We start from the raw sequence: 26,544 nt of genomic DNA, 5'->3' as shown, positions 1-26,544 counted from the left end.
TCAGAAATAGGTCCTGCGCTGAACGCGTGGGTCTCAATAGTTTGGGGCCTTAGCTCAGCTGGGAGAGCGCCTGATTTGCATTCAGGAGGTCAGGAGTTCGATCCTCCTAGGCTCCACCAAGCCTTTTGCAAAGCAAAAGGCGTCGCCCTGGTTGCCCGTCCAACGGACGTGCGAGAAGGGCAGCAATCAGCCCATCGAGACCAGCTTAACCACGCTGGCCCTCCCGGGACATTCCTTCGGAATGCCCTGACGGGCGACGCCGATTTGCCTTCGGCAAATCAGCTGGGTCGGTAGCTCAGGTGGTTAGAGCGCACGCCTGATAAGCGTGAGGTCGGAGGTTCAAGTCCTCCTCGACCCACCACCCCTCCTAGGGTGGTATATGGAACATACCTTCAAGCACATATCGTGTGTTTGAACGTCTGTTTCACAGACGGTAGCGTGACATCCTTCGGATGCACGTGATTGACATCGTAAAGAGAGATACTAACAACATGTTTGATCGCCCCGCGTGAGGGGATGATCTCAGTTGCTGCCCTTCGGGGCCGGTGTTTGACGGGCTGTTTCCTCGGTCTTTCAAGCATATCGCGGCTGAAACGAATATGTTGTCCAAGTCAAGTACACTAACCAGAGCGGTGACGCTGCCTCCTGCACGGACGGCAGCTATCTGCATCGCTCATTGTCCAGACGACAGTCTGGGCGGGTAAAGTATGCTTTTGATGCAGAATAAGAGGGTCAGTTTCTTACCAGCTTCTGATCTTCGCGCGAGGCGCTAAGTCTTGCTTTTTCTGGATCAAATCAAGCGCGAAAAGGGCGTTTGGTGAATGCCTTGGCAGTAAGAGGCGATGAAAGACGTGATACTCTGCGATAAGCCATGGGGAGCTGAGAATAAGCTTTGATCCATGGATTTCTGAATGGGGCAACCCACCTGATTATACTCTGTTATTGCTTCGCAATGAACACTCCGTGCCGACCTTTGGTCGGTACATTTTGATCTTCGATCAAAACACTGGGTGGTCGCCAGCGAAGTGATTATCAGGGTGTAAGACCAGGTATTTTTAGGCTGAATATATAGGCTTAAAAAGGCAAACCCGGGGAACTGAAACATCTAAGTACCCGGAGGAAAGGAAATCAATTGATACTCCCCTAGTAGCGGCGAGCGAACGGGGACCAGCCGAGCCATGAGTGTGATTAGAATGCGTTGGAATGCGCAACCAAAGTGGGTGATAGTCCCGTATAAGAAGCATGATTGGACGTATTAAGTAGGGCGGGACACGTGAAATCCTGTCTGAAGATCGGAGGACCACCTTCGAAGGCTAAGTACTCCTTACTGACCGATAGTGAACCAGTACCGTGAGGGAAAGGTGAAAAGCACCCCGACGAGGGGAGTGAAACAGTACCTGAAACCGAACGCCTACAATCAGTTGGAGCATCCTTGCGATGTGACAGCGTACCTTTTGTATAATGGGTCATCGACTTGGTCTCACGAGCAAGCTTAAGCCGTTAGGTGTAGGCGCAGCGAAAGCGAGTCTTAATAGGGCGTCGAGTTCGTGGGATCAGACCCGAAACCGAGTGATCTAGGCATGGCCAGGTTGAAGATAAGGTAACACTTATTGGAGGACCGAACCCACATCTGTTGAAAAAGATCGGGATGAGCTGTGCCTAGGGGTGAAAGGCCAATCAAACTCGGAGATAGCTGGTTCTCTGCGAAATCTATTTAGGTAGAGCGTCATCCGAATACCCTCGGGGTAGAGCACTGGATGGGTAATGGGGCCCCACAGGCTTACTGATCCTAACCAAACTCCGAATACCGAGGAGTACTGGATGGCAGACACACGGCGAATGCTAACGTCCGTCGTGGAGAGGGAAACAACCCTGACCTCCGGCTAAGGCCCCTAATTCATGGCTAAGTGGGAAAGCAGGTGAGACGACCAAAACAACCAGGAGGTTGGCTTAGAAGCAGCCATCCTTTAAAGATAGCGTAACAGCTCACTGGTCTAAATAAGTTGTCTTGCGGCGAAGATGTAACGGGGCTCAAGCCATGAGCCGAAGCCGAGGATGCATTTATTGCATGGTAGCAGAGCGTAGTGTGACATAGTTCCATGTGTCCTTATCGTCCCTCGGGACGTATTGGACACAAGGAGCTTTCTGTGAAGCCGGCGCGTGAGCGATCCGGTGGAGAGATCACTAGTGAGAATGATGACATGAGTAGCGACAAAGAGTGTGAGAGACACTCTCGCCGAAAGTCCAAGGGTTCCTGCTTAAAGCTAATCTGAGCAGGGTAAGCCGACCCCTAAGGCGAGGCCGAAAGGCGTAGTCGATGGGAACCAGGTTAATATTCCTGGGCCAGATGGAAGTGACGGATCGCAGAGGTAGTTCATCCTTATCGGATTGGATGGGCTGCTGAGCGGTCCCTGGAAATAGCTCCATCATCAGATCGTACCCTAAACCGACACAGGTGGACAGGTAGAGAATACCAAGGCGCTTGAGAGAACTATGTTGAAGGAACTCGGCAAAATACCTCCGTAAGTTCGCGAGAAGGAGGCCCGGTTCCTAGGCAACTAGGGGCTGGGGGCACAAACCAGGGGGTGGCGACTGTTTATTAAAAACACAGGGCTCTGCGAAGTCGCAAGACGACGTATAGGGTCTGACGCCTGCCCGGTGCCTGAAGGTTAAAAGGAGGAGTGAGAGCTCTGAATTGAAGCCCAGGTAAACGGCGGCCGTAACTATAACGGTCCTAAGGTAGCGAAATTCCTTGTCGGGTAAGTTCCGACCTGCACGAATGGCGTAACGACTTCCCCGCTGTCTCCAACATAGACTCAGCGAAATTGAATTACCGGTCAAGATGCCGGTTACCCGCGGTTAGACGGAAAGACCCCGTGCACCTTTACTACAGCTTCACACTGGCATTAGGCCGAACATGTGCAGGATAGGTGGTGGGCTTTGAAACCGAGACGCCAGTCTCGGTGGAGCCTCCCTTGAGATACCACCCTTGTTCTGCTTGATGTCTAACCGCGGACCGTTATCCGGTTCCGGGACCCTGTGTGGCGGGTAGTTTGACTGGGGCGGTCGCCTCCTAAATCGTAACGGAGGCGCGCGAAGGTTGGCTCAGAGCGGTCGGAAATCGCTCGTTGAGTGCAATGGCAGAAGCCAGCCTGACTGCGAGACTGACAAGTCGAGCAGAGTCGAAAGACGGCCATAGTGATCCGGTGGTCCCAAGTGGGAGGGCCATCGCTCAACGGATAAAAGGTACGCCGGGGATAACAGGCTGATACTGCCCAAGAGTCCATATCGACGGCAGTGTTTGGCACCTCGATGTCGGCTCATCTCATCCTGGGGCTGGAGCAGGTCCCAAGGGTACGGCTGTTCGCCGTTTAAAGAGGTACGTGAGCTGGGTTTAGAACGTCGTGAGACAGTTCGGTCCCTATCTTCCGTGGGTGTAGGATACTTGAGAGGAGTTGCCCCTAGTACGAGAGGACCGGGGTGAACGATCCACTGGTGGACCAGTTGTTATGCCAATAGCAGTGCTGGGTAGCTATGATCGGACAGGATAACCGCTGAAGGCATCTAAGCGGGAAGCCCCCTCAAAACAAGGTATCCCTGAGAGCCGTGGTAGACCACCACGTCGATAGGCCAGAGATGTAAGCGTAGTAATACGTTCAGTTGACTGGTACTAATTGCTCGATAGGCTTGATTTGATCCAGTAGAAGCAAGACTGCTTAAACTGATCAAAAGCATACACATACAATCAGTCGTACATGACTTGGACAAACACGCTTTGCGCTCCAATGGAGACGGAGCGGGAACGGGCATCCTTCGGATACCCTGCCTCCCGCCGCCGCTCTGCTGCGCAGAGCGCTGCTAGGAATTTATTCGGTTTGGTGATCATAGCGCGAGCAAAACACCTGGTCCCATCCCGAACCCAGCCGTTAAGTGCCGTAGCGCCGATGGTACTGCGTCTTAAGACGTGGGAGAGTAGGTCATCGCCAAACCTAATAAGTTCCTAGAGCAAAACAGTATCTCTCTACGATGATCAGAATAACAAAACCGCCGCAGCTCAAAGCTGCGGCGGTTTTGCGTTTGAGGGGGTAATCTCCCGACCAGCAAGAACCATATGACGCCCGGTTACCGGGGCCTGCCTTTGGCATCCGCTTGACGCTGCCCGAAGCCCTGTCACAGTAGCGGCAACAGTCGACGTTGGGAGGCGGGGCATGGATATCGATACGCTCTTTGGCTTGGAGGGAAAGACCGCTTTGATTACCGGCGGGGCCACGGGCATCGGGCGGATGGCGGCGGAGGCTTTGGTGCGGGCCGGGGCGCGGGTCCTTTTAGCCAGCCGGAACGGAGAGGCCTGCGCGGCTGTGGCCGATGAGCTGAATGCGCTTGGCGCCCGGGGCAGCGCCGAAGGGTTTGCGGGCGATGTAGGGACTGAGGCTGGTGTGGATGCGTTCGTGGCTGAGGTTCAGGCGCGCAGCGATCAGCTGCATATCTTGATGAACAACGCGGGGATGACTTGGGGTGCGCCTTTGGGGCAGTTCCCTTACCGGGCTTGGGATAAGGTCATGGGTGTCAATGTCGCCGGGCTCTTCGATCTTACGCAAAAGCTATTGCCGCTTCTCAGCGCCGTGGCCACGGCGGATGATCCCGCGCGGATCGTTAATGTCGGGTCGGTCATGGGGGAGCGCGAGATGGGCGACGGCGCCTATAGCTATGCCGCGTCCAAGGCGGCGGTCATTCACCTGAGCAAAATCCTCGCCAAGGAATTGGCCGGGGAGCGGATCACCGTGAACGCATTGGCGCCGGGGCCCTTCGTCTCGCGCATGACGGCATTCGCCACGGGCGATGAGAAGACGCGGGCCGCGGTGGGGCAGGATGTCCCGCTTGGCCGTGTTGGGCGGGATGAAGATATCGCGGGCTGCATGCTGTTTCTCTGCGGACGCGGCGGCGCCTATGTCACCGGGGCCGTGATCCCGGTCAGCGGCGGCATCAATGTGATGTCGGGACCGAATATATTTGAAAAGGCACTGTGATGCCGAGCGATAGACCCCGAACGGAGACCCCATATGCGTGACGACAGCCATCTACCCCAAGCTCTGCGCGGCCTGCGCCTGCCGCTGGTCGCCTCGCCGATGTTCATCCTCTCGGGGCCCGAGCTTGTCATCGCGCAGTGCAAGGCGGGGATCGTCGGGTCTTTCCCGGCGCTGAACGCGCGGGAGGCAGAGGGCGAGCCGCCCTTGTTGGATGCTTGGCTGACCCAGATCACCGAAGCCTTGGACAAGCACAATCAAGAGAACCCCGACCGGCCCGCAGCCCCTTTCGCGGTGAACCAGATCGTGCATCGGTCGAACGCGCGTTTGGAGCGTGATCTTGAGATCTGCGTCAAACATAAGGTGCCGATCTGGATCACCTCGCTTGGCGCGCGGGTCGAGGTGAACGAGGCCGCACATTCCTGTGGCGGCGTGACGCTGCATGACGTCATCAACAACCGTTTCGCGCGCAAGGCGATCGAAAAGGGCGCGGATGGTTTGATTGCCGTGGCCGCGGGGGCCGGGGGCCATGCGGGGCCGCAATCGCCCTTCGCGCTGATCCGCGAAATCCGCGAATGGTTCGACGGGCCGCTCCTGCTTTCCGGCGCCTTGGCCACGGGCGAGGGGCTGCTGGCGGCCCGCGCCATGGGGGCCGATTTGGGCTATATGGGCTCGGCCTTCATCGCCACGCGAGAGGCGAACGCCGTGCCGGGCTACAAGGATATGATCGTCTCGGGCGGGGCGGATGACATTGTGACCTCGTCGCTCTTCACCGGGGTGTCGGGCAACTATCTGCGCCCCTCGATCGTGGCGGCGGGGCTCGACCCGGACAATCTGCCATCGGCGGATGCCTCTTCGATGAATTTTGGCTCGGGGTCGTCCAAACCCAAGGCGTGGAAGGAAATTTGGGGCGCGGGGCAGGGGATTGGCGCTGTCAAAGAGATCGGCGGCGCGGCCGACCTGGTGGACCGTATCGAGGCGGAGTATCGCGCCGCTGGCGCAAGGTTGGCAGCGGAGTTCGCACAGTGAGCACGGATACCCAAACTCTGAATGAGGACGCCGTTTGCCGCTGGTTGGAGGCGAACCTGCCGGGCTTTGCCGGGCCGCTGGAGGTCACGAAGTTTCAGGCCGGGCAATCCAACCCGACATTCCTGCTTTCGACCCCGGCGCATGACTATGTGCTGCGCCGCAAACCCCGGGGGTGCTATTGAAATCGGCCCATGCGGTGGATCGGGAGTTTCGGGTGCAGAAGGCTTTGGCGGGCAGTCAGGTGCCTGTCGCGCGGATGCATCTGCTTTGCGAAGACGAGAGCGTCATCGGCTCGATGTTCTATGTCATGGACCATGTCCCAGGGCGCAACTTCAACGACCCCACGCTGCCAGAGCTTACCCCGGCAGAGCGTGGCGCGGTCATGGATGAGATGAATGGCGTGCTGGCTGCGCTGCATGAGGTCGATATCGACGCGGCGGGGCTGTCAGACTATGGCCCGCCGGGTAACTATTTCGAGCGGCAGGTGGCGCGCTGGTCGAAACAATACCGCGCGTCGGAGACCGAGCCGCAGCCGGATATGGATAGGCTCATGCAGCGCCTCAGCGCGGAGCTGCCCGAGGACGACGGGCAGCGGACGTTGGTGCATGGCGATTACCGGATCGACAATATGATCTTCGACACCCATGGGACCGCCTGCCGTGCGGTTCTGGATTGGGAACTATCGACCATCGGCCATCCCGTTGCCGATCTCGCCGCCGTCATCATGCAGTGGCAGATGCCCGTGGGGGCCGAGGGGCGCGGCTTGGCCGGGGTGGACCGCAAGGCGCTTGGCCTGCCCACCGATGCCGAATTCATCGCCGCCTATTGCCGCAGGCGCGGGCTGAAGGGCATCGACAATTTCGGCTATTACCTCGCCTTTTGCTTTTTCCGCATGGCGGCGATCATCCAAGGCGTGTTGAAACGCGCCTTGGAGGGCAACGCTTCAAACCCCGAATACGGGTTGAAATTAGGGCAATATGTCCCAATTTTTGCGCGCCACGGGCTGGAGGCGCTGGATCGCGACCGCTAAGCGGGCGGCGGGGCGTTTGGCGCTTGAGCTTTGCGGTGAAAACCTGTTGCTAGGGCCGAAATACCCCGGCCCGAAAGGATGACCCATGACCAATGCTGCGCGGCAATTGCTTGATCTGTTGGATATCGAACAGCTTGAGGTCGATCTGTTTCGGGGCACGGGTGCTGGGGGTGAGACCTCGATGCGGATTTTCGGCGGTCATGTCATCGCGCAGGCGCTGATGGCGGCTTACCGCACCGTGCCAGACCGGGCCTGCCATTCGCTCCATGCCTATTTCATCCGGCCCGGCGACCCGAAAATTCCGGTAATCTATCAGGTTGACCGCGCCCGCGACGGGGGCAGTTTCACGACCCGGCGTGTGGTGGCGATCCAGCATGGCAAGCAGATCCTGAACCTCTCCGCCTCTTTTCAGGTCGAAGAAGAGGGGTTCGATTGGCAACATGAGATGCCGCAGGTCTCGGCCCCTGAGAACTGGCCGGACCGGCCCGAATTGCGCGAGGCTTTTGCCGAGAAGCTGCCCGAGAAATACCGTGGGGACTTCCTGCGCGAGCGCCCCATTGAGATCCGTGAGGTTGAGCCGCGCGATTTCATGACGCCGGAAAAAGTGAGCGACCGCAACTATCTGTGGTTCCGCATGGGGGCCGCCGAAGGGCAGAACCCGGTGATGCAGCACGCTCTGCTTGCCTATGCCTCGGACATGAACCTGCTCGGCTCCTCTCTGCGGCCCCATGGGCTGACGTGGTTTCAGGGCAAGGTGATGACGGCCAGCCTTGACCACGCCATGTGGTTTCACGCGCCGATCCGCTTTGACGAATGGCACCTTTATGCGCTCGACGCGCCGTTCACCGGCGGGGCGCGGGGGTTCAACCGTGGGATGATCTACAATCAAAACGGGCAGTTGGTGGCGAGCGTGGCGCAGGAGGGGCTGCTGCGCCCGATCCGGCCCAAGGGGAGAGCTAAGGGCCGCTAGCTCTCTTTCGCCGCCCCAAACCGCCGGTTCAGCTTGCGCATTCCGCCGATCCAGCGGTCATAATCCTGCGCCTTCCCTCGCATATAGTCGCGCACCTGCGGATGCGGCAGCACCAGAAAGACCTCATCGCGGATCGCCTGCACGCAGGCTTCGGCCACCGGTTCAGGCTCCAACATGCCGTCAATCGCGGCGACATGATCCTCTAGCCCGCGCATCATCTCGGTCCGGACCGCCTGCGGGCAAAGCACAGAGACCTTGATCCCGTCGTCGCCATAGCTCATCGCCAGCCATTCGGCGAGGCCGACGGCGGCGTGTTTTGTCACCCCATAGGGCGCAGCGCCGACCTGATTGAGCAGCCCCGCCGCTGAGGCGGTGTTGAGCAGATAGCCACCCCCGCGGGTCCGCATCAGCGGCACCAGATGCCGTGCTGCGCGCACATGGCTCATCACGTTAATCTCCCAAATGCGCTGCCAGTCGGCATCCGGGACTTCGACGCCGCCCTCGACCGAGATACCGGCGTTGGAGCAGAAAAGATCAATCGGCCCGATGTCACGCTCGACGCTGTCGATCAGCGCGGCGATCTCCGCCTCCCGCGCGACATCGACGCGGAAGGCCGTGCCGCCGACCTCAGCCGCCGTCGCCTCGGCCCCCGCGCTGTCGATATCCACGCAGACGATATGCGCAGGCGCTTCCCTAGCAAAGCGCAGCGCCAGTGCCCGCCCGATGCCGCTGGCGGCCCCGGTGATGACGATGACGCGGCCCGCGAGCTCCATATCAGCTGTCGCTGCCAGAGCCGCGCGCGTTCGACGCCTGAAAGGCCTTCACCTCGGCCCGGGCGATCACCTGATGGTGCACCTCATCCGGCCCATCGGCAAAGCGCAGCGCGCGCTGCCATGTGTACATGCCCGAAAGCGGGCTCCACTGGCTCATCCCCGTGGCCCCATGCACCTGCATGGAGGCGTCGATGATCTCGCAGGCCTTTTCCGGCACCAGCGCCTTGATCATGCTGACCCAGATGCGCGCCTCTTTATTGCCCAAGACATCCATCGCCTTGGCCGCTTTCAACACCATCAGCCGCATGGCTTCGATGTCGATCCGCGCGCGGCTGATCGTTTCCATATTCTTGCCGAGGTCGATGATCTTCTTGCCAAAAGCCTCGCGCCCGAGCCCACGTTCGATCATCAGGTCCAGCGCCTTTTCCGCCGCACCAATAGAGCGCATGCAGTGGTGAATCCGCCCCGGCCCAAGCCGCACCTGACTGATCTCGAAGCCACGCCCTTCGCCCCAAAGCACGTTTTCACGCGGCACGCGCACATCGGAAAAACGGATATGCATATGCCCATGCGGCGCGTCGTCATGGCCAAAGACATGCATCGGGCCGAGGATTTCCACCCCCGGCGTGTCCATCGGCACGAGGATCTGGCTCTGCTGGCGGAAAGTCTCGGCCTCGGGTGAGGTTTTCACCATGACGATCATGATCTTGCAACGCGGATCGCCCGCGCCCGAGATATAGAACTTCTCGCCGTTGATCACCCAATCGTCGCCATCCAGCACCGCGCTCGTCGAGATGTTGCGCGCATCCGAAGAGGCGACATCAGGCTCCGTCATGGCAAAGGCCGAGCGGATTTCACCCGCGAGCAGTGGCTTCAGCCAGCGCTCTTTCTGCTCGGGCGTGCCGACGCGTTCCAACACCTCCATATTGCCGGTATCCGGGGCGGAGCAGTTCAGGCTTTCCGGCGCCAGCGGGCTTTTGCCCAATTCGGCGGCGATATAGGCGTAATCGAGGTTCGCCAGCCCTTCACCGGTTTCGGCATTGGGCAGGAAAAAGTTCCACAGCCCAGCCTCCCGCGCTTTTTGCTTGGCCCCGTCGAGCAATTCCAACTGACCGGGCGCATAGGACCAGCGGTCGGCGCGGCCTTCGCCAAGGCGAAAGAACTCCTCAGTGATCGGATCGACATTCTCGCGGATGTGCTTGATGACCGCCGCCAGCAGCGGCTTGGCCTTCTCCGACATTTCGAGATTGTTCATATCCAAGGTCTGATCGATCATCCTATGCTCCCGGTGATGATGGTTCGCGGTGCTGCCCGGTTCCTCCACAGGCGGCCCTTTGGGGCGAGCCTATGCAATCGCCGCGGCCTTGCCAATCGCGGGCAGGGGGTGGCAGGCTTTACGCCACGTCATTAAGCCGTTGAAACCCGCGCGGAGGCGCTTAAGTTCAGCCTATGACAGATGCATTGATCAAAGACGTTCTCACCCGCACCCGCCGCATTGCGGTGGTCGGTGTTTCCCCCAATCCGGCGCGGCCCAGCCACTATGTCGCTGAATACCTTGCCCAAAAAGGGTATGACGTGGTGCCGGTAAACCCGGTGCACGCGGGCAAGGAAGTCTTTGGCGAGACCATCGTCGCCACTCTGGCCGAGATCGACCCGCCGGTGCAAATGGTCGATATTTTCCGCCGCTCCGAGGATGTGCCCCCCGTCGTGGACGAAGCGCTGGAGGCTTTCCCCGAGCTTGAGACCATCTGGATGCAAATGGGCATCACCAATGCCGAAGCTGCGGCCAAGGCCGAGGCACGCGGCGTGGACGTGATCCAGGACCGCTGCCCCAAGGTGGAAATCCCGCGCCTTATGGGCTGATTATTTCCGCGCGGCCTTTTCGGCGATGCCGGAGGTCGATTGCCGCCGCGCCAACTCATCCAGCACATCGCTCAGCGGCACATCCCGCGCCGCCAGCATCACCAACAGGTGGTAGAGCACATCCGCAGCTTCGGAGGTCAGACCTTTGCGGTCATCTTTTACCGCCTCGATGATTGCCTCGACCGCCTCTTCGCCGAACTTTTCAGCGCATTTTTCTGGCCCTTTGGCCAGCAGTTGCGCGGTCCAACTGCTTGAAGGATCGGCGCTTTTGCGGCTCAGAATGGTGGCGTATAGGTCATCAAGTGTCATGAAAGCCTCATTGGAATGCCAGCGGCGGCCATATGCTGTTTGGCCTCCTGCACGGTATATTCGCCAAAGTGAAAGATGGAGGCTGCCAGCACCGCCGAAGCGCCACCTTCGATCACCCCATCGACAAGGTGATCCAAATTGCCGACCCCGCCAGAGGCGATCACGGGCACCGACACGGCATCCGAAATGGCGCGGGTCAGGGGCAGGTTGAACCCCTGTTTGGTGCCATCACGGTCCATGGAAGTCAGCAGAATTTCACCTGCGCCCTTGGCGGCCACGGTGCGGGCGAACTCCACGGCGTCGATGCCCGTGGGCTTGCGCCCGCCATGGGTGAAAATCTCCCATTTGCCGAGGCTTACGGTCTTGGCGTCAATCGCGCAGACGATGCACTGGCTGCCAAAGTGATCCGCCGCTTCGGCGATCACATCCGGGTTCGCCACAGCGGCGGAGTTAAAGCTGACCTTGTCAGCCCCTGCCAACAGCAAGGCCCGCACATCCGCCACGGTCCGCACGCCGCCGCCGACGGTCAGCGGGATATAGCAATGCTCGGCGGTCCGGGTGACCAGATCGAACATCGTGCCGCGGTTTTCATGGGTGGCGTGGATGTCGAGAAAGCAAAGCTCATCCGCCCCCGCCGCATCATAGGCAATCGCGGCATCCACCGGGTCGCCCGCATCACGCAGGCCGACGAAGTTCACACCCTTCACCACGCGGCCATCGGCCACGTCGAGACAAGGGATGATGCGGGTCTTTAGCATGGCTCAGCCCTTCAACATCTTCATGGCGTCGGTCAGATCAATCGCGCCATCATAAAGCGCGCGCCCCGAGATCGCGCCCTCGATGACCCCGGTGTCCCGCAACGCGCTTAAGTCTTCGAGCGATGACACCCCGCCCGAGGCAATCACCGGGATCGAGACAGCCCGCGCCAGATCGGCTGTCGCTTCCACATTCGGCCCGCCCATCGCGCCATCGCGCATGATGTCAGTGTAGATGATCGCGGCGACGCCCGCATCCTCAAAGGATTTCGCGAGGTCGGTGGCCATCACATCGGTCTCTGTGGCCCAACCCTTGGTCGCGACCTTGCCGTTCCGCGCGTCGATTCCTACCGCTACCTGCCCGGGAAAGGCGCGCGCCGCCTCGCGGACCAGTTCGGGGTTCTCAACCGCCACGGTGCCCAGAATGACACGCGCGAGCCCCTTATCCAGCCAACTCTCTATCGTCGCCATATCGCGAATGCCACCGCCCAATTGCGCAGGCACCTTGCAGGCTTTCAAAATCGCCTCCACTGGCGCGGCGTTCACCGGGGTCCCGGCAAAAGCGCCATTAAGGTCCACGAGATGCAGCCAATCACAGCCCGCTTCGACAAAGCTAAGCGCCTGTGCGGCGGGATCGTCGTTGAAAACGGTGGCGCGGTCCATGTCGCCATGCACAAGGCGCACGGCCTGACCGTCTTTGAGATCGATAGCGGGGTAAAGGATCATGGCCGGGCCCTTGTTAGAGAAGTCGCTTTCCTTTTGCACGTCGCCAGGGATTTTGCAACGCGACCCGAGGTCAGTCTTGCCCGATTGAAAGTTGTGGCTAACACTAAAGCCAGATCGGGAGGAGAGATCATGAAACAGCTTTTTGCAGCGGCCCTTCTGGGCCTTGGCCTGAGCGGCGCCGCCCATGCCGCGGATCCGGCGGTCGGTACGTGGAAAACCCAAGTGGATGACGGCGCCTATGCCCATGTGAAAATGGCCCCCTGCGGCGGGGCGATCTGCGGCACCATCGCGCGCACCTTCAACGGCAGCGGCGAATATAAATCCCCCAATATCGGCAAAACACTCGTCATCGACATGAAGCCTCAGGGCGGCGGCAAATACGCCGGTAAGGTTTGGCGCCCGTCAAACGGCAAAATCTACATCGGGAAGATGAATGTCTCAGGCAACTCGCTGAAACTCTCGGGCTGCGTCGCGGGCGGGCTGATCTGCTCGAAACAGACCTGGGCGCGCATCAAGTAAGGGCAGTTCACTTCTGCCAAGGTCGGAAGGCGCGGGGCCAGACCTTCGCGCCTTCATTGCGTTTTGCGTGAGGAAAGCGCAGCGCAGAGGTATTTGTAAAAGGATGAAGTTGAAGAGGGTCTTTCTTCATCTTCATCCTTTCTTAAATACCTTCCGACGTTTCAATAGACGCGGCATGGGTTAAGGCGCCCAAGTCAGGAAGTTCGAGATCAGCCGCAGGCCGGTGGTTTGGCTTTTCTCCGGGTGAAACTGCATGCCCAGCATCGTGTCCCGGCCGATGATCGCCGTGACTTCGCCGCCGTATTCGACATGGGCCAGACGTTCGGCGGGGTCGGCGACGGCCATGTGGTAGCTGTGCACGAAATAGGTGTGATCACCGGTTTGCAGCCCGGTGAAGACAGCGTGGTCGTGATCGATCACCAAGTCGTTCCAGCCCATATGGGGGACTTTGAGCTTCGGGTCTTTCGGCGTGATCTGGGTCACCTCGCCACCGATCCAGCCCAGACCGGGGGTGTCTTCATATTCGCGGCCCATGCTGGCCATCAGTTGCATGCCGACGCAGATGCCGAGGAAGGGGCGGCCTTTTTCCTCGACCGTCTCGACCATCGCGTCATAGAGGCCGCCGGCCCCTTTCAGGGCAGCCATACAGGCCGGGAAAGCGCCATCGCCGGGAAGAACCAGACGGTCAGCGCGGGCCACAACCTCGGCATCCGAGGTCACCATGACTTCGCCAGCGTCATGCTCGCGGGCCATACGCTCGAAGGCTTTATGGGCGGAGTGCAGGTTGCCGGATTCGTAGTCGATAATTGCTGTCAGCATCGGTTCACAAGGCACCCTTGGTGGAGGGGATGGCGTCCGCTTTGCGCGGGTCGGTCTCGACCGCTTCGCGCAGGGCCCGGGCGACGGATTTGAAAGCGGCTTCGGCGATGTGGTGGCTGTTGAACCCGTGGAGCGCGTCGACATGTAGGGTGATGCCGCCGTGGGTGCTGAGCGCTTGGAAGAACTCGCGGACCAGTTCAGTGTCGAACTTGCCGATGCTGCTGGTGGGGAAATCCACGTTCCAGATCAGAAAGGGCCGCGCGGAGAGATCGAGCGCGCAGCGGATTTGTGCGTCGTCCATCGCCAGCAGGCAGGATCCGTAGCGGCGGATGCCGCGTTTGTCGCCGAGCGCTTGGGTCAGTGCTTGGCCCAGCGTGATGCCCACATCTTCGACGGTGTGGTGGTCGTCGATGTGTAGATCGCCCTTGGCACGCACCTTGATGTCGATCAGCGAGTGGCGCGACAGCTGGTCGAGCATATGGTCAAAGAAGCCGACGCCGGTTTCATTGTCATAGCTGCCGGTGCCGTCGAGGTTGATCTCGACCGTGATGTCGGTTTCGGCAGTGGTGCGGGTCAGGGTGCTGCGACGCATGGGGCATCTCCGAAGGCAATTGCTGCGCCCTTATAACAGGGCCTGCCGCCGCGCCAAGCCCAAGCGGTGAAACGCCTTTAGACAGGGACAGCGCGATGGGGGATTGCGGGGGCAGGGCCCATATGTCAGCTTGAACCAAATCCCAGAAAGAGGCGCGACATGACCACCTGCGTATTCATCCAGATCCGCTGCCGACCGGGCACGACCTATCGTGTGGCCGAAGAGATCGCCCTGCGCGAAATCCATTCCGAACTTTATTCCACCTCAGGCGAATATGACCTGTTGATGAAGCTTTATATTCCCAAGGGCGAAGATGTGGGCGTCTACATCAATGACAATCTGTTGGACATCGAAGGCATTGAGCGGTCTTTGACCACGATGACCTTCAAGGTCTTTTGAGGTGGCGCGCCGCTTCGTTCTGACAGCAGCCGTCTGTTCCGTTTTGTTGATCTCTTCGCTCGTGGCCTCTTCTGGCGCGGCTGAGGCGGGCACGCGGGTCTATGAGGGGCGCGAAGCCGCGGCGCTGCGCTGCGCCAATACGCTGGCGCTGACGGCTGTGGCACTATCCGCGGCGGAACTGATTGGCGAGGGAGAGAAGAATGTGATGCTGGGCGTGACCGTGCGCATTCTCGACCGCCATGTTGAGGGAACTTGGGCGCAGAAACGCGCTGCGATGGAGGTGATGCGTGATCGGCGCAGCGTGCCCGACACGCTTGAGGATTACCGCCGCATCGCCGAACGCTGTTTGGTGCAATTCCCCATCAACTGAATGCGAAAACCCGCCCATGAGGCGGGTTTTTCTTGAGGCGATTGCCTTGCCGTCAATGGGCGGCGGAGACGGAGGGTTTCTCGGTCGGGGGGTGTCGAGCTTGACCTTCTGCCGCATCGCCACGCGGCGAATGGCGCGGTCGAATGTCTTTCTGACCCGCTGAGTGCGGCTCGCATTAGGCTGGATCGGGCCACCGACGGAGAGCATCACCGTCATCGGGCTGTTGTCGTCATGGCGCAGGTCCATGCCGTCCAGCTCCCCTTGGATGAGCACCTCGATCTCGGGCCAAGCGGGCAGGCTGTCACCTGTCGCGATGCACAGAAGCGTGCCAGATCCGTTATGGGTCATCAGCAGTTGTGGGCAATCGACCACGCGCGCGATGGCCTCGGCCGCAGCGGCGATGGCGCGGGCGAATTCGGCGGTGTTGCAGGTCGCGTAAAGCTCATCGATATGTTCGATCTTGGCCGCGAAGACCTGACAGATATCAAGGTGTTGGCGTGAAAGCTGCGACAGGTAATTGCCCAAGGAGAAGGGCAGCACCAATTGATCGACCCCATTGATATGCACAGGATCGGCCAGCGCAAAATCGTGGACGCCGGGCTCGCCCACGTCTTTCAAATGCTGCGGATCAAGGCGCGGGGCGCGCTGGGTGTTCTCCAGCATGCGCTCGGCGATATGCACGCGGGTTGCGATGTCCTTCACGTCGAAAGGTTTGGTCACATAGTCGTTGGCCCCGGCGGCAAAGGCGCTTTCGATCGCGGTCGCGTCGGCGCGCGAGGTCACCATCAGGATCGGCGTGTCTTGATAGGCTTCCAGCGTGCGAATGCGGCGGCATAGGGTGATGCCGTCCATCTCGGGCATCTCGATGTCCAAGAGCAGGCAGTCGAAATGTTCTTTGGTGGTTTCGAGCAGTTCCAGAGCGGCAGCGCCGGAGGCGGCCAATGTCAAATGGGGGTAATCGGCTTCGCGGAAAACAACGGGCAGCAATTCGCGGATAAATGGGTCATCGTCGACAGCAAGAATTTTCATTTTTGGCACCTCTTTCGTGGGGCAGACGGGCAGTCCGGGTGTCTTTATAAACTGTTCACATCTAGTCCTATAAACCCGGCGAAATTGTGACGCTTCTGCACCAATACCTTGTGCCGTTGCATAAATTATTAACCATATTTTGAAGCCTCGCGAAACCATTGAATTGGCGAAGAGAGATGGCCATGGCCCCTTTCTTTCCCGCATTGCGGGAGGTGATTGCGTGGAAATTGTGCAGGCTTTCAGGCGCTATTGGGCGCGTGAGGGTGCGAAATCGGGGCGAGAATTTGCGGTTCTTGTGATCGCGCGAATTTTGCGCTGCGACTCGCTGGTCGAAAATGAGCGGTCGGGGGAACTTTATCGGCTGTGGTGCGTAACCCCCAGTTGACGCTTTGCTTGTCGCGCGCTCAACTGCGGCGCGATACGTGAAGAGGATCAGTTAAATGCGTTTGCCCGATGATGTTTTGGCGGAATTCTTGTTGCCCACGCGGGAGCTTAGGGAGGATTTGCCTTTCTTCACCAAAGTGCTGGGCATGCGGCTTGAGACGATCTTTCCCGCGGATGATCCTTCGGTGGCAAGTTTTTCGGGCCATGGGGTGCAAGTGAGGCTTGAACGGGGGCGGATGTGGCACCGGGGCATCTGCGCCTGCTGACCGATGCGCCCGACAGCATCGCAGAAGGGCAGCGGGAACTCACCGCACCCAATGGCACGAAGATCAAGATCCTGCCGCGTAGCCCGCGCGTGGACCAGCCCGAGACACAGCATGAGTTCGCCGTGCGGCGGCTGGCGGATGAGGCCCCATGGGTGATCGGCCGCGCGGGGATGCACTACCGCGATCTCATCCCGTCGCGCCTCGGCGGCTCGATCATCGCCAGCCACATCCGCATCCCCGATGGCGGCCCGGTGCCGGACATGGTCCATTACCACACCGTTGGCTTCCAACTGATCTATTGCTACCGGGGCTGGGTTGATGTGCTTTACGAGGATCAGGGCGATGTGATCCGGCTCCATGCCGGCGATTGCGTGACCCAGCCACCCGGCATCCGTCATCGTGTGGTTGAAGCCTCGCCCTCGATCGAGGTGATCGAGATCGGCGTGCCTGCGGAACATGTCACCACCATCGACCACGAGATGACCCTGCCCAACGGCAAAGGCGACCCTGCCCGCGAATGGGACGGCCAGACCTTCGTGCATCACGTGAAGGAGGGGGCCGAGTGGCAGCCCTTCCGCATCCCCGGCTTCGTCGCGCGCGACACCGGGATCACCAAGGGCACCAAGGGCGTGGCCGGCATTCAGGTGGCGCGTTTCGACGGCGGCATGCCGCCGCCCGCGAAGCACGACGCCGACATTCACTTCAGCTTCGTCATGGAAGGCAGCATGACCCTGAACGCCGAAGGGCAGGAGCCGCGCAAATTGGAGGCAGGCGATGCCTTCGTCATCCCGCCGGGCATGGTGGCGCAATATAGCGATTGCTCGCCCGACCTCGAATTGCTCGAAGCCGGGCTGCGCGGTGATTTCTCGACGACGCTTTTAGCCTAGGCGCGCGGCCACCTCGGCCTGCACTTTCTCGGCTGCGGCCTCTTTCACGGGGCCGTAGCCGCGGATTTCCATCGGCGCGGAAAGCACCGCCAGCGCCGCGTCATGTGGCAGGGCGGGGGCCTTTGCCATGACCTCCTCGTACCAGCCGATCAGACCGACCTCGAGCTTGCGGTCGGCACCGTAGCTGAACGGGTCGGCCCATGTGCCGCGCAGCGGTTTCATCGCCGCCAGAAGGTCGAAGGCGCGGCCCATCCAGGGGCCGAACTTTCGCTTGTTGGGGCGTCCGCGACCATCCGTGCCGGTGGGCCAAGCGGGCGGGGCAAGGTGATAATGCACCTTGTAGTCGCCCTCGAAAGTATCGGCGATACGCTCCTCGAAACCGCTTTGACGGTGCAGGCGCGCGACCTCGTATTCGTCCTTATAGGCCATCAGCTTGAACAGCGATTTCGCCGCCGCGCGCATCAGGTCGTCGGCGCCCTCGGGCAGCTTGCCCGCCAGCGCGTCGAGCTTGTCCTTGTAGCGCTGGGCGTAGGCGGCGTTCTGGTAGCCGGTGAGGAATTCCATCCGCCGCGCGATCAGGCCTTCGACACTGTCGTCGGGCGCGGGCGCGGGGGCGAAATGCGCCTCGATCGCCTGCGGGTTGCCCGCCATGACCCTGCCAAAGCCAAAGGCGGCGCGGTTCTTGTCGGGCACCACGCCGTTCAATTCGATTGCCTGCTCAAGTGCTGTGAGCGAGACCGGCACGAGACCCTTCTGCCAAGCGAAACCGAGCATCATCACGTTGGCAAAGACCGCGTCGCCCATCAGCTTCTCGGCCATGACGTTGGCGTCGAAGGCGGCGAGGTTCTCGGCCCCCACGGCCTGCGCGATCACCGCCTCGCGGTCGTCGATGCGCAGGTCGGCGTCGCGGTTCAGCACCAGATCACCGGTGGGCATCTCGGCACGGTTCAGCACGATCTGCGTCCCGCGCCGGTAATGCGCCGAGGCTTTGGGCGCGGAACTCACCACCATGTCGCAGCCAATCACCGCGTCGGCGCCGCCCTGATCGATGCGCACCTGATGCACCTCCCCGGGCCGTTTCGCCAGACGGACATAGCCCAGCACGGTGCCGAATTTCTGCGCAAAGCCGGTGAAGTCGAGCACGCTGGAGCCCAGCCCCTCGAGATGCGCCGCCATGGTGATGAGCGCGCCCACGGTCACCACGCCGGTGCCGCCGACGCCGGTCACCAGCAGGTTGAAGGGTTGGTCGAGCTTGGGCAACTCCGGCATCGGAAGCTGCGCCGACAGACCCGCCACGTCCAGCCCCGCGCCCGAGCGCTTGCGGCGGCTGCCGCCCTCGACGGTGACGAAGGACGGGCAGAAGCCGTTAAGGCAGGAGTAATCCTTGTTGCAGGTGGACTGGTTGATCTGCCGTTTGGTGCCGAACTCGGTCTTCTTGGGCTCGACGCTCAGGCAGTTCGACTCGAGACTGCAATCGCCGCAGCCTTCGCAGACCAGATCGTTGATCATCACGAATTTCTTCGGGTCGTCCATCAGCCCGCGTTTGCGCTTGCGGCGTTTCTCGGTGGCGCAGGTCTGTTCGTAGATCAGCACGGTGACGCCCGGGATCTCGCGCAGCTCGCGTTGCACGCGGTCAAGATCGCCGCGGTGATCGAAGGTGGTGCCCTCCGGGAAGTCGCCCTTGGGCAGCAGTTCGGGCCGGTCCGAGACCAGCGCGATCCGCTCCACGCCCTCGGCGCGGCAGGCCTGCGCGATGGCGGCGACGGAAACGGGGCCGTCCACCGGCTGGCCGCCGGTCATCGCCACTGCGTCGTTGTAGAGGATCTTGTAGGTGATGTTGGTCTTCGCCGCGACCGCCTGCCGGATCGCCAAGGAGCCGGAGTGATACCAAGTGCCCTCGCCAAGGTTCTGGAAGACGTGCTTGTTCCCGTTAAACATCGAAGTCGCGATCCACGGCACGCCTTCGCCGCCCATCTGGGCAAAACCCGCCGTCTCGCGGTCCATCCACGAGGCCATGACATGGCAGCCGATGCCGGAGTTCGCCTTCGACCCCTCCGGCAGCTTGGTGGAGGAGTTATGCGGGCAGCCGGAGCAGAAATAGGGGGTGCGGGTGGCGCCCTCGACGTTCAGCAGCACCGGCGGCTGGTCGGTCAGGGCGCGGGCTTTTTCGAGCAGCTTCTCTTCGGGGAAGAAGGCGTCGAGACGTGCTGCGATGATCGGCACCAGCTTCAGCGGCGACAGCTCCCCGGTCCAGGGCACCAGTTCTTCGAGGTTCTCGTCATGTTTGCCGACCATCCGCGCCGGTTTCGAGCCGGGCCAGTCGTAGAAGGCCTCCTTGAACTGGCTTTCGATGATGCCGCGTTTCTCTTCGATCACAAGCACTTCGCGTTTGCCCTTCACGAAGTCGAGCGCATCGTCCAGCGCCAGCGGCCAAACCATGCCGATCTTGTAGATATCGATGCCCAGACGGCGGCAGGCGGCCTCATCAAGGTCCAGAAGCCGAAGTGCCTCCATCGTGTCGAGATGGCCCTTGCCAGTGGTGACGATGCCGAAGGAGGCGTCCTGCGTCTCGTAGATATGCCGGTCGATCGGGTTGGCGCGCATGAAGGCCTGCACCGCGTCGAGCTTGTGGTGCAGTCGCGTCTCGATCTCGGGGGAGGGGAGATCGCCCAAGCGCACATGCAGCCCGCCCTGGGGGGCGGTGTAGTCAGGTTGCTTGAACACACGGTCGGGCGTGAGTTCGACCGAGGCGCCGCTCTCCACGGTTTCCGAGATCGCCTTGAAGCCGACCCATGTGCCCGAGAAACGCGACAGCGCGATGCCGTATTCGCCGAAGGCTTGGTATTCGGCGACGGAAGCCGGGTTCAGCGTCGGCATGAACCACGACATGAAGCCCACGTCGGACTGGTGCGGCATCGACGACGACACGCAGCCGTGGTCGTCGCCCGCCACCACCAGCACGCCGCCCTTGGGCGCGGAGCCATAGGCGTTTCCGTGTTTCAGCGCGTCGCCCGAGCGGTCCACCCCCGGCCCCTTGCCGTACCACATGGAGAAGACGCCCTCGACCTCGGCCTGCGGGTCGAGATGCGCCTGCTGCGCGCCCAAGACCGCGGTGGCGCCGAGGTCTTCGTTCACCGCCGGAAGGAACTTCACCCCCGCCTCGGCCACGCGGTCCTTGATGCGCCAGTATTCCAGATCGAGCCCGCCCAGAGGCGAGCCACGGTAGCCCGAGACGAACCCGGCGGTATTCAACCCAGCCGCGCGATCACGCCGGGCCTGATCTAGCATGATGCGCACCAGCGCCTGCGTCCCGGTCAGAAAGACGCGGCCTTCGGACTGATCATAGCGGTCATCAAGTTTATAAGTGGTAAATTCGCGCGGTTGTTCTGTCATGGGGGTCTCCTCACTGGGAAGTATACCGCAGGATGCGCGAATTTTTGCACCCATTCTGCTGGCTTTGTCGCGGATGCGCGGATAAATTATCCGCAGGTACTCCGCTGAGTGAAAGATTTACCCGATGAATGAAATGGACGCGACTGACCGACAGCTTGTCTTCCTGCTCCAGCAGGATTCGCGCCTGCCCAACGCACAACTGGCAGAAAAGCTGAACATTTCCGCCTCCGCCTGCTGGCGGCGGGTCAAGGCGTTGGAGCAGGCGGGGGTGATCAAACGCTACGCCGCCGTGGTCGACCCCAAGGCGATGGGGCTGGGGTTCGAGGCGATGGTGCATGTGCATCTGACCCGGCATGACGCCTCGGCCCTCGCCAGTTTCATCCGGGCGATCCAAAGCCGGACAGAGGTGACGGAATGTTTCGCCACCACGGGCCAAGCAGATTATCACCTGCGCGTGCTGTGTCGCGATATCGACGCCTATAACGCCTTTTTGGAGAGCTTTCTGTTCCTGCATCCGGCGGTGAATTCGGCCACGACGAATGTGATCCTACGGCAGATCAAATCCGACGCGCCGATCACCGGTTGAGGCGATCAGAGCGGCGTTTTCTGCGTTGGACATTTGCCGCATGCGTGCTTCATAAAGCAGCAGAGATCACACCCGAAGGAGAGACCCATGATGAGAACCCGTGCCGCCGTTGCCGTGGAAGCCGGCAAACCGCTTGAAATCATGGAGGTGAACCTCGAAGGCCCGAAACGGGGCGAGGTCTTGGTCGAGATCAAGGCGACCGGCCTGTGCCATACCGATGAGTTCACCCGCTCGGGCGACGATCCCGAAGGCATCTTCCCCGCCATCCTCGGCCATGAGGGGGCGGGCGTCGTGCTGGAAGTGGGCGAGGGCGTCACCACGCTGGAGCCGGGCGATCACGTCATCCCGCTCTACACGCCAGAATGCCGGGAGTGTGAATATTGCTTGAGCGGCAAGACCAACCTGTGTCAGGCGATCCGCGTGACCCAAGGCCAAGGCAAGCTACCCGACGGCACGACGCGGTTCTCCATGCTGGATGGCACGCCGATCCACCACTACATGGGCTGTTCGACCTTCGCCAACCACACCGTGGTGCCCGAAATCGCGCTGGCCAAGGTGCGCAAGGACGCGCCTTTTGACAAGATTTGCTACATCGGCTGTGGCGTCACCACGGGCATCGGGGCGGTGATCAACACTGCTAAGGTCGAGCTGGGCGCGCGTTGCGTGGTCTTTGGGTTGGGCGGCATCGGTCTGAACGTCATTCAGGGCCTGCGCATGGCCGGGGCGGATCAGATCGTGGGCGTCGACCTCAATGACGACAAGGAAGTTGCCGCGCGTTACTTCGGCATGACCGATTTCGTGAACCCCACGAAAGTTGACGGCGATCTGGTCGGGCATCTGGTTGAACTGACCAAGGGCGGCGCCGATTACTCCTTTGACGCGACTGGCAACACCAAAGTCATGCGCGACGCGCTGGAATGCGCGCATAAGGGCTGGGGCGAGAGCATCATCATCGGCGTGGCACCCGCGGGGGCCGAGATTTCGACGCGGCCTTTCCAGCTGGTCACCGGTCGGGTCTGGCGCGGCACCGCCTTTGGCGGGGCCAAGGGGCGGACGGATGTCCCCAAGATCGTCGACTGGTACATGAACGGCAAGATCGAGATCGACCCGATGATCACCCACAAACTGACTTTGGATCAGATCAACGAAGGCTTCGATCTGATGCACAAGGGTGAATCGATCCGCGCGGTCGTCGAGTTTTAAGCGTTGGGCTGGAGGGCTGCGCGCTCTCCAGCCTAGACCTCTGCCGCGAGGGAGAGGAACAGGTCGACATCCATATAGGTCTCGACATGATCGGCCAGCGCGTCCAGCGCCTCTTCGACGCCGGATTCAAAGTCCAGCGATGAGGAGACGCCGAAGCCGCCAAGATAGGCACGGCGGAAGGCATCCGAGCTGAAAATCCCATGCATATAGCAGCCCTGAACCCGGCCCGAAGGGGAGGCCGCGCCCTCGGGCGTGCCGTCGAAAGTCAGCCACGCGCGGGCGCAGTCGGGGCCGGTGGTCTCTCCGATATGGATCTCATAGCCGGTGAGGGCGGTGCCGCTGGCTGGGTGCTGGCCGGACTTTTCCGACAGATGTTTCAGCGGGGCCATCGTGGTTTCGACGTCCAAATGCCCCAGCCCGGCCACCCGCGCCGCCGGGCCTTCGATCCCCTGCGGATCGGTGATAGTCTTGCCCAGCATCTGATAGCCACCGCAAAGCCCCAGCACATGGCCGCCGCGCCGGATATGGGCGGCAAGGTCGATGTCCCACCCCTCGGCCCGGAAGGCTTCGAGGTCGGAGATCGTGGATTTACTGCCGACCATCAGTACCAGATCGGCGTCAGCGGGCAGGGGGCTGCCCGGCATGATCATCCGCAGGTCGACGCCCGGCTCGGCGGCCAATGGGTCGAGGTCATCGAAATTGGCGATCCGGGGCAGGCGCGGCACGGCGATAACGCAGCCCGAACCGCCTGAACGGGCGCGGGCGGGCAGGTCCATCACGTCTTCGGCGGGCAGGCGGTGGGCGGCGTCGAACCAGGGGATCACCCCAAGGCTCGGCCAGCCGGTACGCGCGGCGATGTCATCGCGCCCTGCGTCAAAGAGGCTGCGGTCACCGCGGAATTTGTTCACCGCAAAGCCGCGGATTAGCGCGTTATCCTCGGGGGAGAGCACGGCCTGTGTGCCGACGATCTGCGCGATCACCCCGCCGCGGTCGATATCGCCCATCAGCACCACCGACACCCCGGCGGCGCGTGCAAAGCCCATATTGGCGATGTCGCCGGCTCGCAGGTTCGTCTCAGCCGGAGAGCCCGCACCCTCGATCACGATTAGGTCGCAGCTTTCGGCCAAACGGTGAAAGGATTGCAGCACCGCGGGCATCAGGCTGGCTTTGTTGCGGCCAAATTCCCGTGCCTCTTGCTGGCCTGCGATCTTGCCTTGCACCACCACCTGCGCGCCCGTGGCGCTTTGGGGTTTCAGCAGCACCGGGTTCATATCCGTATGCGGGGCCACGCCCGCCGCGCGGGCCTGCAACGCCTGCGCGCGGCCAATCTCGCCCCCGTCTTCGGTGACGGCGGCGTTGTTGGACATGTTCTGCGGTTTGAAAGGGCGCACACGCAGGCCACGCCGGGTGCAGGCGCGGATCAATCCGGCGACGATCATCGACTTGCCGACATTGCTGCCGGTGCCTTGGATCATGATGGCTTTGGTCATGTCTGCTCGCCCTTGGTTTCGCGCAAATTGGCGCAAATCAGGGGCAGGGGAAAGCCCATCGCCGAGGGGCAGACACAAAAAAACGCAGCCCGAAGGCTGCGTCAATTGCGCCGCTTGGCGAATATCTCTTAGGCGGCTTCGGCCTGAAGCGCGGCATTGCGGCGCTCGGATTCTTCACGCGACAGGGCGACGGATGTCCGCACGCCTTTGCCGACGAATTCCATCAAACCTTCGACGACCCGCTCGTTGGGGTCGATACCGGCACAGCTCAGAACCTCGCGGCCATCGCGCGAGCGGGCCCAGCGGGCGATCTGTTCCGGGCCGTTGCCATATTTCTTGTCATCGGCAATTGCGTCATCCAAAGCAGCTAGCACCACAGCAGCAAAGAGCTTGCGTGCGCGGTTGCCTTGCTCGTTGTTGAAAGCGGTGCCATCAACGAAATCTTTCATCTCGTCGTCCTTTCGATTATTCTTGCTCTTGTCATTCGGGCGTGGAGGCCCTTATGACGGATATCTTTTGATTCGGATACCTCTATTTAGCATATCTCCCATGCAGCTTGCGCATATCTAGTTGGTGTGGCAGCAGAGAATAACGCCTGCTTGCAGGGGACCATCCCTCCCGATATAGACCCGAACATCATATCATCAACCTTATGTCGTGGTTTTGTCACATGCCCAAGATTAACGGAAACGAGATCCGCCCCGGAAACGTCCTTGAACATAACGGTGGCCTCTGGGCGGCTGTGAAGGTCGATCACGTGAAGCCCGGCAAGGGCGGCGCCTTTGCCCAAGTCGAGATGCGCAACCTGCGCAACGGCTCCAAATTGAACGAACGCTTCCGTTCCGCCGACAAGGTCGAGCGCGTGCGTTTGGAGCAAAAAGACCAGCAATTTCTGTATGAAGACGACGGTATGCTGGTGGTGATGGACACCGAAACCTATGAGCAGGTGCAACTGCCTGCCGAGCTTTTGGGCGAGCGTCGCCCCTTCTTGCAGGACGGCATGATGATCGTGGTCGAATATCACGAGGAAGAGGCGCTGAACGCCTCCCTGCCGCAGAAGGTGACCTGCAAAGTGGCCGAAACCGAGCCGGTGGTGAAGGGCCAAACGGCGGCGAATTCCTTTAAACCTGCCGTGCTCGACAACGGTGTGAAGATCACCGTGCCGCCCTTCGTGGGCCAAGACGAAGACATCGTCGTGAACACGGAAACCATGGAATATGTCGAACGCGCTTGACGCAACGTCATCTTTGGTAAAGGAGATCAGCCCCGGCTTTGCCGGGGCTTTTTGTTTCGTGGGGGCCTTTTAGCGTCGCGCGGTGCTTAGGTCGCAGGGCCGGGCCAAGTGACCTCTGCGCCTTCGGCCTGCATCGGGCCTTTGGCACGGTCGAACCGCAGATGCGCCAAAGCCTGGCCGCCCGCTTGGGTGTAGAGCGTGCCTGCGGGTTTCCCCTCTGCCGTGATTGCCGTGCCGGGGGCGGCGCTGCCGCTGACCTCGACCCGGGTCAGCCCTTTGCGCAACTCGGTCTTGTGTTTCATCCGGGCGGTCACCTCTTGGCCGACATAGCAGCCTTTGCGGAAATCCAACCCGTTGATCCGATCGAACCCCGCCTCAAGGATAAAGGTATCGGGGGTGAGTTCGATCCCCGTCTCGGGGATCAGATGGGCCACGCGCAGGGCGTCCCAATCGGTCGCGTCCTCGGTTTGCGGGGTGTCGCGATAGGCGCGCCAGCCGATTTCGGGATGCCGCGGATCGGCTAAGGCGTCGTCGGGCGCAGGCCCGGTGCCGCGGTGCAGGTGCAGATCGGTGGGCGCGATTGTTACCTTTGCGCGCAGTTTATACATCGACAGCCGCTGGGTCAGCATATCGCCAAGGCTCTCATCCACGTCCAGCAGAACGCCTTCGCCCTCGGCGATCAGAAAGAAATCGGCCATATATTTGCCCTGCGGCGTCAGCAGGGCGGCATAGATCGGGCCTTGGTCCAGTTTGCCGACGTCATTGGTCACGATTCCTTGCAGAAAGTCGCGGGTGTCGGGGCCGGAGAGGCGCAGAATGCGGCGCGGGGTCATGCGGGTGTCCTTTGATTGCTGGCCATGACATATAACCTGTCAAAGCCATCCAAAAGGGGCA

The 26,544-nt window shown here is 61.1% G+C and carries 21 protein-coding genes, 2 tRNA genes, 2 rRNA genes and 2 pseudogenes; 15 read left to right on the top strand and 12 right to left on the bottom strand.

The annotated features are described in order from the left end of the window. Window positions 1-43: 43 nt before the first annotated feature. From CUR85_RS01880 to CUR85_RS01845, 8 genes and pseudogenes are all read left to right on the top strand, one after another. A tRNA-Ala gene (locus CUR85_RS01880) sits at window positions 44-119 on the top strand. A 165-nt stretch (window positions 120-284) separates the two neighbouring features. Beyond that, window positions 285-361, top strand: a tRNA-Ile gene (locus tag CUR85_RS01875). 432 nt (window positions 362-793) lie between these two features. Then, a 23S ribosomal RNA gene (locus CUR85_RS01870) occupies window positions 794-3,695 on the top strand. Window positions 3,696-3,874: 179 nt separating this feature from the next. Continuing rightward, window positions 3,875-3,989 (top strand): 5S ribosomal RNA (gene rrf / locus CUR85_RS01865). A gap of 219 nt (window positions 3,990-4,208) precedes the next feature. Continuing rightward, entirely contained in the window at window positions 4,209-5,027 is an 819-nt protein-coding gene (locus tag CUR85_RS01860) for an SDR family oxidoreductase (protein WP_067265209.1), read from the top strand. A 33-nt stretch (window positions 5,028-5,060) separates the two neighbouring features. After that, entirely contained in the window at window positions 5,061-6,053 is a 993-nt protein-coding gene (locus tag CUR85_RS01855) for an NAD(P)H-dependent flavin oxidoreductase (protein ID WP_067265206.1), read from the top strand. Continuing rightward, window positions 6,050-7,083, top strand: a pseudogene (locus tag CUR85_RS01850) (phosphotransferase family protein). Before CUR85_RS01855 ends, CUR85_RS01850 begins: the two are co-directional and overlap by 4 nt. Before the next feature lie 85 nt (window positions 7,084-7,168). Continuing rightward, complete coding sequence (locus CUR85_RS01845; RefSeq protein WP_280321286.1) at window positions 7,169-8,053, top strand: acyl-CoA thioesterase; 885 nt, start codon at window positions 7,169-7,171, stop codon at window positions 8,051-8,053. Here CUR85_RS01845 and CUR85_RS01840 read toward each other — a convergent pair. Next, complete coding sequence (locus CUR85_RS01840) at window positions 8,050-8,826, bottom strand: SDR family oxidoreductase (RefSeq protein ID WP_067265198.1); 777 nt, start codon at window positions 8,824-8,826, stop codon at window positions 8,050-8,052. The two genes, CUR85_RS01845 and CUR85_RS01840, sit on opposite strands and share 4 nt — an antisense overlap. A gap of 1 nt (window position 8,827) precedes the next feature. Next, on the bottom strand, window positions 8,828-10,102 hold the full coding sequence (locus CUR85_RS01835; RefSeq protein ID WP_394376216.1) for an acyl-CoA dehydrogenase family protein: 1,275 nt from the start codon (window positions 10,100-10,102) through the stop codon (window positions 8,828-8,830). A gap of 173 nt (window positions 10,103-10,275) precedes the next feature. On the opposite strand from CUR85_RS01835, the gene CUR85_RS01830 reads away from it, so the two are divergent. Beyond that, on the top strand, window positions 10,276-10,689 hold the full coding sequence (locus tag CUR85_RS01830) for a CoA-binding protein (protein ID WP_067265196.1): 414 nt from the start codon (window positions 10,276-10,278) through the stop codon (window positions 10,687-10,689). Here CUR85_RS01830 and CUR85_RS01825 read toward each other — a convergent pair whose 3' ends face one another. Genes CUR85_RS01825 through hisA form a run of 3 tightly spaced genes read right to left on the bottom strand, consistent with a single transcriptional unit; the run spans window position 10,690 to window position 12,479 of the window. Then, on the bottom strand, window positions 10,690-10,998 hold the full coding sequence (locus CUR85_RS01825; RefSeq protein ID WP_067265194.1) for a phosphoribosyl-ATP diphosphatase: 309 nt from the start codon (window positions 10,996-10,998) through the stop codon (window positions 10,690-10,692). Continuing rightward, window positions 10,995-11,756 carry an imidazole glycerol phosphate synthase subunit HisF gene (gene hisF / locus CUR85_RS01820; RefSeq protein WP_280321282.1) on the bottom strand — a complete coding sequence of 254 codons (762 nt, stop codon included), beginning with the start codon at window positions 11,754-11,756 and terminating at the stop codon, window positions 10,995-10,997. Before hisF ends, CUR85_RS01825 begins: the two co-directional genes overlap by 4 nt. Before the next feature lie 3 nt (window positions 11,757-11,759). After that, a complete protein-coding gene (gene hisA / locus CUR85_RS01815; RefSeq protein WP_067265190.1) occupies window positions 11,760-12,479 on the bottom strand; it encodes a 1-(5-phosphoribosyl)-5-[(5-phosphoribosylamino)methylideneamino]imidazole-4-carboxamide isomerase in 720 nt (239 codons plus the stop codon). A gap of 129 nt (window positions 12,480-12,608) precedes the next feature. Here hisA and CUR85_RS01810 point away from each other — a divergent pair, with 129 nt between their 5' ends. Beyond that, on the top strand, window positions 12,609-12,998 hold the full coding sequence (locus CUR85_RS01810) for a DUF2147 domain-containing protein (protein WP_067265188.1): 390 nt from the start codon (window positions 12,609-12,611) through the stop codon (window positions 12,996-12,998). Window positions 12,999-13,178: 180 nt separating this feature from the next. On the opposite strand, the gene hisH is transcribed toward CUR85_RS01810, so the two are convergent. Both hisH and hisB read right to left on the bottom strand, forming a co-directional pair. Beyond that, window positions 13,179-13,817 carry an imidazole glycerol phosphate synthase subunit HisH gene (gene hisH, locus CUR85_RS01805; RefSeq protein WP_067265187.1) on the bottom strand — a complete coding sequence of 213 codons (639 nt, stop codon included), beginning with the start codon at window positions 13,815-13,817 and terminating at the stop codon, window positions 13,179-13,181. Window positions 13,818-13,821: 4 nt separating this feature from the next. Further along, window positions 13,822-14,409, bottom strand: a complete 588-nt coding sequence (gene hisB, locus CUR85_RS01800; protein WP_067265185.1) for an imidazoleglycerol-phosphate dehydratase HisB — start codon at window positions 14,407-14,409, stop codon at window positions 13,822-13,824. A gap of 159 nt (window positions 14,410-14,568) precedes the next feature. Here hisB and CUR85_RS01795 point away from each other — a divergent pair, with 159 nt between their 5' ends. After that, the gene (locus tag CUR85_RS01795) at window positions 14,569-14,808 is read left to right on the top strand and encodes an Lrp/AsnC family transcriptional regulator (RefSeq protein WP_007120503.1); all 240 of its coding nucleotides are present in this window, start codon (window positions 14,569-14,571) and stop codon (window positions 14,806-14,808) included. Between the two features lie 163 nt (window positions 14,809-14,971). Here CUR85_RS01795 and CUR85_RS01790 read toward each other — a convergent pair whose 3' ends face one another. Continuing rightward, entirely contained in the window at window positions 14,972-16,207 is a 1,236-nt protein-coding gene (locus CUR85_RS01790) for a response regulator (RefSeq protein WP_280321273.1), read from the bottom strand. A gap of 440 nt (window positions 16,208-16,647) precedes the next feature. On the opposite strand from CUR85_RS01790, the pseudogene CUR85_RS01785 reads away from it, so the two are divergent. After that, window positions 16,648-17,744 (top strand): annotated as a pseudogene (locus CUR85_RS01785) (cupin domain-containing protein). On the opposite strand, the gene CUR85_RS01780 reads toward CUR85_RS01785, so the two are convergent. Then, window positions 17,736-21,137, bottom strand: a complete 3,402-nt coding sequence (locus CUR85_RS01780; protein ID WP_067265167.1) for an indolepyruvate ferredoxin oxidoreductase family protein — start codon at window positions 21,135-21,137, stop codon at window positions 17,736-17,738. The pseudogene CUR85_RS01785 and the gene CUR85_RS01780 overlap by 9 nt on opposite strands. A 124-nt stretch (window positions 21,138-21,261) precedes the next feature. On the opposite strand from CUR85_RS01780, the gene CUR85_RS01775 reads away from it, so the two are divergent. Then, window positions 21,262-21,723 (top strand): Lrp/AsnC family transcriptional regulator, encoded by a 462-nt coding sequence (locus CUR85_RS01775; protein ID WP_067265165.1) that lies wholly within the window; start codon window positions 21,262-21,264, stop codon window positions 21,721-21,723. Window positions 21,724-21,813: 90 nt separating this feature from the next. Next, the gene (locus tag CUR85_RS01770; RefSeq protein WP_067265210.1) at window positions 21,814-22,926 is read left to right on the top strand and encodes an S-(hydroxymethyl)glutathione dehydrogenase/class III alcohol dehydrogenase; all 1,113 of its coding nucleotides are present in this window, start codon (window positions 21,814-21,816) and stop codon (window positions 22,924-22,926) included. 32 nt (window positions 22,927-22,958) lie between these two features. Here CUR85_RS01770 and CUR85_RS01765 read toward each other — a convergent pair whose 3' ends face one another. Continuing rightward, window positions 22,959-24,416, bottom strand: a complete 1,458-nt coding sequence (locus tag CUR85_RS01765; protein ID WP_067265160.1) for a cobyric acid synthase — start codon at window positions 24,414-24,416, stop codon at window positions 22,959-22,961. Between the two features lie 128 nt (window positions 24,417-24,544). Further along, window positions 24,545-24,865, bottom strand: coding sequence for a DUF6280 family protein (locus CUR85_RS01760; RefSeq protein ID WP_007120494.1), 321 nt, complete (start codon window positions 24,863-24,865; stop codon window positions 24,545-24,547). A 221-nt stretch (window positions 24,866-25,086) separates the two neighbouring features. On the opposite strand from CUR85_RS01760, the gene efp reads away from it, so the two are divergent. Beyond that, window positions 25,087-25,650: an elongation factor P gene (gene efp / locus CUR85_RS01755; protein WP_067265157.1), complete on the top strand. Its 564-nt coding sequence runs from the start codon at window positions 25,087-25,089 to the stop codon at window positions 25,648-25,650. Window positions 25,651-25,736: 86 nt separating this feature from the next. Here the strand turns inward: efp and ygfZ are convergent, their stop codons facing one another. Continuing rightward, on the bottom strand, window positions 25,737-26,483 hold the full coding sequence (gene ygfZ / locus CUR85_RS01750) for a CAF17-like 4Fe-4S cluster assembly/insertion protein YgfZ (RefSeq protein WP_067265154.1): 747 nt from the start codon (window positions 26,481-26,483) through the stop codon (window positions 25,737-25,739). Between the last annotated feature and the right edge of the window lie 61 nt (window positions 26,484-26,544).

It is taken from the genome of Sulfitobacter faviae (genome assembly GCF_029870955.1).
Lineage (GTDB): Bacteria > Pseudomonadota > Alphaproteobacteria > Rhodobacterales > Rhodobacteraceae > Sulfitobacter > Sulfitobacter faviae.
The sequence above is the reverse complement of the archived record's forward strand: the minus strand, read 5'-3'. Positions and strand labels throughout refer to the sequence as shown.

What these genes read in the sequence shown, in the direction of transcription:
- CUR85_RS01860 (WP_067265209.1), top strand. Translation starts at nt 4,209, where the DNA reads ATGGATATCGATACGCTCTTTGGCTTGGAGGGAAAGACCGCTTTGATT.
- CUR85_RS01855 (WP_067265206.1), top strand. Translation starts at nt 5,061, where the DNA reads ATGCGTGACGACAGCCATCTACCCCAAGCTCTGCGCGGCCTGCGCCTG.
- CUR85_RS01845 (WP_280321286.1), top strand. Translation starts at nt 7,169, where the DNA reads ATGACCAATGCTGCGCGGCAATTGCTTGATCTGTTGGATATCGAACAG.
- CUR85_RS01840 (WP_067265198.1), bottom strand. Translation starts at nt 8,826, where the DNA reads ATGGAGCTCGCGGGCCGCGTCATCGTCATCACCGGGGCCGCCAGCGGC.
- CUR85_RS01835 (WP_394376216.1), bottom strand. Translation starts at nt 10,102, where the DNA reads ATGATCGATCAGACCTTGGATATGAACAATCTCGAAATGTCGGAGAAG.
- CUR85_RS01830 (WP_067265196.1), top strand. Translation starts at nt 10,276, where the DNA reads ATGACAGATGCATTGATCAAAGACGTTCTCACCCGCACCCGCCGCATT.
- CUR85_RS01825 (WP_067265194.1), bottom strand. Translation starts at nt 10,998, where the DNA reads ATGACACTTGATGACCTATACGCCACCATTCTGAGCCGCAAAAGCGCC.
- hisF (WP_280321282.1), bottom strand. Translation starts at nt 11,756, where the DNA reads ATGCTAAAGACCCGCATCATCCCTTGTCTCGACGTGGCCGATGGCCGC.
- hisA (WP_067265190.1), bottom strand. Translation starts at nt 12,479, where the DNA reads ATGATCCTTTACCCCGCTATCGATCTCAAAGACGGTCAGGCCGTGCGC.
- CUR85_RS01810 (WP_067265188.1), top strand. Translation starts at nt 12,609, where the DNA reads ATGAAACAGCTTTTTGCAGCGGCCCTTCTGGGCCTTGGCCTGAGCGGC.
- hisH (WP_067265187.1), bottom strand. Translation starts at nt 13,817, where the DNA reads ATGCTGACAGCAATTATCGACTACGAATCCGGCAACCTGCACTCCGCC.
- hisB (WP_067265185.1), bottom strand. Translation starts at nt 14,409, where the DNA reads ATGCGTCGCAGCACCCTGACCCGCACCACTGCCGAAACCGACATCACG.
- CUR85_RS01795 (WP_007120503.1), top strand. Translation starts at nt 14,569, where the DNA reads ATGACCACCTGCGTATTCATCCAGATCCGCTGCCGACCGGGCACGACC.
- CUR85_RS01790 (WP_280321273.1), bottom strand. Translation starts at nt 16,207, where the DNA reads ATGAAAATTCTTGCTGTCGACGATGACCCATTTATCCGCGAATTGCTG.
- CUR85_RS01780 (WP_067265167.1), bottom strand. Translation starts at nt 21,137, where the DNA reads ATGACAGAACAACCGCGCGAATTTACCACTTATAAACTTGATGACCGC.
- CUR85_RS01775 (WP_067265165.1), top strand. Translation starts at nt 21,262, where the DNA reads ATGAATGAAATGGACGCGACTGACCGACAGCTTGTCTTCCTGCTCCAG.
- CUR85_RS01770 (WP_067265210.1), top strand. Translation starts at nt 21,814, where the DNA reads ATGAGAACCCGTGCCGCCGTTGCCGTGGAAGCCGGCAAACCGCTTGAA.
- CUR85_RS01765 (WP_067265160.1), bottom strand. Translation starts at nt 24,416, where the DNA reads ATGACCAAAGCCATCATGATCCAAGGCACCGGCAGCAATGTCGGCAAG.
- CUR85_RS01760 (WP_007120494.1), bottom strand. Translation starts at nt 24,865, where the DNA reads ATGAAAGATTTCGTTGATGGCACCGCTTTCAACAACGAGCAAGGCAAC.
- efp (WP_067265157.1), top strand. Translation starts at nt 25,087, where the DNA reads ATGCCCAAGATTAACGGAAACGAGATCCGCCCCGGAAACGTCCTTGAA.
- ygfZ (WP_067265154.1), bottom strand. Translation starts at nt 26,483, where the DNA reads ATGACCCCGCGCCGCATTCTGCGCCTCTCCGGCCCCGACACCCGCGAC.